This window comes from Halochromatium roseum (assembly GCF_016653315.1).
Taxonomy (GTDB): Bacteria; Pseudomonadota; Gammaproteobacteria; order Chromatiales; family Chromatiaceae; genus Lamprobacter; species Lamprobacter roseus.
The window spans coordinates 1-5,209 of record NZ_NHSH01000045.1; the positions used below are offsets into that span (position 1 = coordinate 1).

Genomic DNA, 5,209 nt, shown 5'->3' on the forward strand with positions numbered 1-5,209 from the left:
TACTCGACTTTGGTTGCGCCAGGCAAAGCCTGGAAGAGGAGGAAGAACGCCATAGGATTTGAGCAATCGGAAACCTCTTACAGTGACCCGACGGGTGCAAGTCCCGAACCGGCAAGGACTGGCCATCCACCGAAACCGAGTGTTGCGGGAGCGGCCGACAAGGCCACGAGTCTGGCGAGGTGTAAGTCCTCGCGCCGTCAATTGCTCGATTCGGACGGCTAGCATATCCGCTGTGCGGTGAGGTAACGAACTGCAAGATGCGCGGATGTAGAAGTCACGGCTGCCTGGCACCGGAGTGCCACGGTAGGAACGACCTGGGTGGCGAGCAAACCCAGGGGCCTGAAGATAAACGAATGGCTGTAGCCCCGAAATCGGTTCCGTGCGGACGTCGTTGCACGGTCATTGCGCATTGCCGACCCGGTCGCAACACGGGGAAGGCCGACGTCACATGGGAAGAAACGAGCACCTGCACCATGTGGAGCGCCGGGGTAAGGGTCCAGGCACCTGGGGAAAGACTTGTGGAGATAACGTCGGGAAGGGCCACCTCCCAGCAGGGACTGGCGACAACCTGCAAAGACCCATCGACCGAGGCCGCGACCGTAGGCGATGGGAGGGATTTGGTCTGGCGCATGAGCCCGTAGGAGCGAAGAAGGCAGGGTAATGCCTGCTGACGCGACGTCAGACGTTGCGCCGCTGAAGGTAACACCAACAGCGGGCGAAGGGGCTCTGGGCACTTGGCGGGCCTGCGATAGCCTCGGACTCCGAGCCGAGATCAGCTATGGCGTAAACCGGCCTAGGCTCAGTGGTAAACCGAGTTGGAGCGGGGCGTATATGCGCCAGCATTTGAGTTTCCTCCAGCTGCGGGAAGGCCCTGGGCGGACAAGCCAAGGTCAGAACCGGACTCGGGAAATCCGACCGTCCGGGATCGTAGGGGGGCTTACGGAAACGTGAACCACGGTCTGTTCTAAACGGGCACGTCCCGCGGAAACGCCGAAACAGCCAAGCCTGGACCTACCGTTGCGCGCGCCGTATTTCTATCCCGACTGGTGTGGGAGCGATCCCCGCTGCGAAGCGTACACAGGGGGCGTGCAGGCTGTGTGATTGAGCCCCGAAATGAGCCTTGCGGAGCCGACGTTATCCAAAGAGCGGAAGGCAGCAGCGTGTCGACTCAGTGGGCCTGGTCGAGATGCTCCGCCGGGGTCGAAGAGCAGGGCATGTACGCAAGGGTCACCCAGGAACCTGGGAGGGCTCAATCGTTCCTCGTTGGGAGACGCGGTGCGGGCGCCGCGCAAGAAGCCGCCCAGATCACCGTCGGAGCCGGTCCAGCCGACGGTCGCGAACAGGACCGACGACGAGGTAGCGCCAAGCGAAGGCAACGAAGTGCGGCGCGATGACGGCTGAGCAATCGGAGCCGGCTGATAGTACTGACGACGGCGGGGAACGCGCCCTAGCGGACCCGTTCGAGGGAAGCGGCCGGTCGGTTTACACACCTTCTGGAGGGCAAGATGACGCGAACATTGGAGCGCGAGATCATCTCCACGAAACAACAGAAGATCGCGAACTTGGCGAGACAGGCACCCGAGATGGTGCTGACCACGCTGGCGCACCACATCGACCTGATGTGGCTGGAAGAAGCGTACCGGCGAACGCGCAAGGACGGCGCGGTGGGGGTAGACGGCGTCACCGCCGAAGCGTACGAGGAACGACTGCAGGCGAACCTGAGCGACCTGCTCGAACGGTTCAAGAGCGGACGCTATCGGGCGCCACCGGTGCGGTGCGTGCACATCCCCAAGGACGGAACCCCGAAGAAGACCCGCCCGATCGGCATTCCGACCCTGGAAGACAAAGTGCTCCAGCGCGCGGTGCTGATGGTACTGGAGCCGGTCTACGAGCAGGACTTTCTGGACTGCTCCTATGGCTTCCGGCCCGGACGTAATGCCCACCAAGCGCTCGACGCACTCTGGAAGGGGCTCATGGATATCGGCGGCGGCTGGGTAATCGATCTCGACATCCAGGACTTTTTCGGCAGCATGGAAAGAACCCATCTCAACGCCTTTCTCGACCAACGGGTGCGTGACGGCGTGATCCGCCGCGTACTGGGCAAGTGGATGCACGCCGGGGTCATGGACGAAGGGGTGATCAGCTATCCCGAGCGGGGCAGCCCGCAGGGGGCGGTGATCAGCCCACTGGCGTCCAATCTCTACCTGCACGAGGTGCTCGACACCTGGTTCGAGCGCGAGGTCAAGCCGCGTCTGCGAGGCCGTGCCTTTTTGGTCCGGTTTGCCGATGATGCGACCTTGGCCTTTGAGCGGGAAGACGACGCTCGGCGGGTGTTGGAAGTGCTGCCCAAGCGCTTCGCGCGCTTTGGGTTGACACTGCACCCCGAGAAGACCCGACTGGTGGACTTTCGCAGTCCATCACGGGCAGGACAGGAACGGGGCTCGCAGCGTGAGCGCAGCTTCGATCTGCTCGGCTTCAGCCACTATTGGGGGCGCTCCCGGAAGGGGCGCTGGGTGGTGCAACGCAAGACGGCCAAGACCCGCTTCAGCCGCGCTCTGCGGCAGATCGGGCAGTGGTGCCGACGCAACCGTCACCGACCGGTGGCGGAACAACAGCAGGTGCTGAGTCGCAAGCTCAGGGGTCACAACGCCTATTCTGGAATCACCGGCAACGCGCGTGCGCTGTCCCGATTCCGCTTCGAGGTGCAATGGCACTGGCGCAAGTGGCTCAATCGTCGCTCACATGCGACGCGCCTTGACTGGTCGGCCTTTAACCGTCTGTTGCGGCGCTACCCGCTCCCGCCCGCGCGGGTGGTGCACAGCATCTATGCCACGTAGCGAACGTCTAGGCCGAGGAGCCGGATGCGGGAGTTCCGCATGTCCGGATCTGTGGGAACCGCGGGTGAGTGATCACCCGCGGTCACCCGGCCCATTTTTCTGAGCTGTTTCGTGGCCGGCGATCGGCCAGCGTCGGCGGGGCAGCCGGCGGCTCGCGGTTGGCGGCAGCGCGAGATGGGCGGTATCGTCTGATGTCAACCAAAACGCCAAACTGTGCCGCCCATGCTCGCCCTGCCGTTGACGATTGTAGCTGTTTTAGAACCGTTTGCCGTGTTGTTCACGCGACCGACCTGGGCGCATGCGCAGGTGTTGGTGATCGGCACCCTGCTCGCACAGGGGCCACGCACGGTGACGGCGGCACTGCGCGCGATGGGCCTCTCGGGCGAGCGGCGCTTCGAGCGCTATCATCGGGTGCTCAACCGCGCACGCTGGTCAGGACTGCGCGGCGCGCAGATCTTGCTGGGGCTGTTGCTGGCTTTGCTGCCCCACAGCCTCCCGATTGTCATGGTGATCGACGAGACCCTGGAGCGGCGCTTTGGGCCACGTATCCGGGCCAAAGGGGTGTATCGGGATGCGGTGCGCTCGAGCCGCGGCAAGGTGGTGACCTGTCTGGGCGTGGAATGGCTGGTGATGGCGCTATTGGTGCCTGTGCCCTGGAGTCAGCGGATGTGGGCACTGCCGTTTCTGACCCTGCTGATGCCCTCCAAGCAGGCCGACAGCGAGGCCGGTCGCCGGCATCGCACCACCCTGGACTGGACCGTCGTCATGGTGCGCCTGGTCGCGCGCTGGCTGGGTCGACGGCCCTGGATCTTGATCGGCGATGGGCGTTATGCCTGCATCCAGCTGGGCTGGGAATGCCTGACCAATCAGGCCACCTTGATCAGCCGCCTGCGCCTGGATGCGCGGCTGTTTGGGTTCCCCGAGCCGGTGCCGGCCGGGCGGCGTGGGCGCAAGCCGCAGAAAGGCGCGCGCCTGGCCAAGCTGGCCAGCCGCGTGGAGGAGGCGCGCACCCAGGGCGAGGCGGTGAGCGTCGCCTGGTACCGCGGCCAGCGCAAGACGCTACGCGTGCTCAGCGGCATCGCGCTCTGGCACACGCCCGGCATCACCCCGCTGCCGATACGCTGGGTCTTGGTGGTCGATCCCGAGGGGCGTCTGCCGGCGCAGGCCTTCTTCACCACGGCGCTGAGCATGACCCCGGCCCGAATCATCGAGTTGTTCGTCTGGCGCTGGTCGCTGGAGGTGACCTTCGAGGAGACCCGTCGCCACCTCGGCGTGGAGACCCAGCGTCAGTGGAGCGATCTCGCTATCGCCCGCACCACGCCGGTGCTCATGGCCCTGTTCTCACTGGTCTGCCTGATGGTGCATCGCTGGCGTGAGCACTGGCCCACTCTGGCGCGCTCGAGCGCCTGGTACCTCAAGCCCGAGGCGACGTTCTCCGATTGCCTGGCCTTGGTCCGGCGCCGGATTTGGGGCGAGACCTATTTCGACAGGTCAGCCGACGAGCAGGACCCTGTCCAAATTTCACCCCAGCGCCTGGAGCGCTTGCTCGATCAGCTTGCTGCGACGGCCTGAGGGGCCGAAAAGTGCCAAAGTCGAGGCATGCCGGCTCCCGGTGGCGCGGCGTCCTGGGCAAGCACTGGGGCGAGCGCGGACAGGCTCAGCGCCGAGGTCAAGGTCAAGCTGAGTGTGGTGGCTATGGTGAATCTCATGGCTGTCTCCATCGTTGGTTGGGTTGAGGCTGACCGGCTGAGGTTGCCGCACTGACTGGCCGCGATGACTGGCTCAGTGTGAGCCATCGTCCGTCTGAGCCATCGCCGGACGCATGCTGTGAGGCAACTATGAAGCCGATTCTGCGGCCTGGCCTTAAGATTCTGCAGTGCGGCCTCAACAGTGCGACATCAAAGCCGACAGCCTGTCGGTCTCGAGAGCTGCCGCGATCTCTCGGCGCTCATCAGATGCCATCGCTCGCCATCGCTCGCGGGCTGAGTGTCGGCATCCGATTGGATTTGGCCGCCTCAATCCGCCTTCAGCTGCTCACCTCCCTCGCTGTGCTCGAAGCGCTGCTCGAGCTTGGGGAGCTGCTGGTGGCTGGTGATCAGGATGACCTCGTCGCCCGGCTTGAGCACCTTAACCTCGTCGGCTAAGGAAGTGTCCATCAACTGTTTCCCGATTTCATTGTAGTCGGTATGCTTGCCTATAGTGGTGTTAGGGTCGAGGGTGAAAGCAGATGGCAGCGGTTGAAGTCGTGATTCCGGAGGCGGTAGAAGAGCACGTCAAGGCGGTTTTTGATCAACTCAACGAGAAGCACCGCCGCTGGGTTGCGGGTCTGTTGTCAGAAATTGTTGGTTACGGTGGAACGAAGTGGGCGGCGC

The 5,209-nt window shown here is 64.0% G+C and carries 4 protein-coding genes; 2 read left to right on the forward strand and 2 right to left on the reverse strand.

The window, feature by feature from the left end; translation table 11 throughout:
• Positions 1-1,505: 1,505 nt before the first annotated feature.
• Both ltrA and CCR96_RS06505 read left to right on the forward strand, forming a co-directional pair.
• Entirely contained in the window at positions 1,506-2,837 is a 1,332-nt protein-coding gene (ltrA, locus tag CCR96_RS06500) for a group II intron reverse transcriptase/maturase (RefSeq protein ID WP_201219028.1), read from the forward strand.
• Positions 2,838-3,059: 222 nt separating this feature from the next.
• Positions 3,060-4,409: an IS701 family transposase gene (locus CCR96_RS06505; protein ID WP_476702832.1), complete on the forward strand. Its 1,350-nt coding sequence runs from the start codon at positions 3,060-3,062 to the stop codon at positions 4,407-4,409.
• Here the strand turns inward: CCR96_RS06505 and CCR96_RS06510 are convergent.
• Both CCR96_RS06510 and CCR96_RS06515 read right to left on the reverse strand, forming a co-directional pair.
• Entirely contained in the window at positions 4,388-4,546 is a 159-nt protein-coding gene (locus CCR96_RS06510; protein WP_201219032.1) for a hypothetical protein, read from the reverse strand. The genes CCR96_RS06505 and CCR96_RS06510 overlap by 22 nt on opposite strands.
• A 306-nt stretch (positions 4,547-4,852) precedes the next feature.
• Entirely contained in the window at positions 4,853-4,993 is a 141-nt protein-coding gene (locus tag CCR96_RS06515; protein WP_201219034.1) for a hypothetical protein, read from the reverse strand.
• Positions 4,994-5,209: the final 216 nt, after the last annotated feature.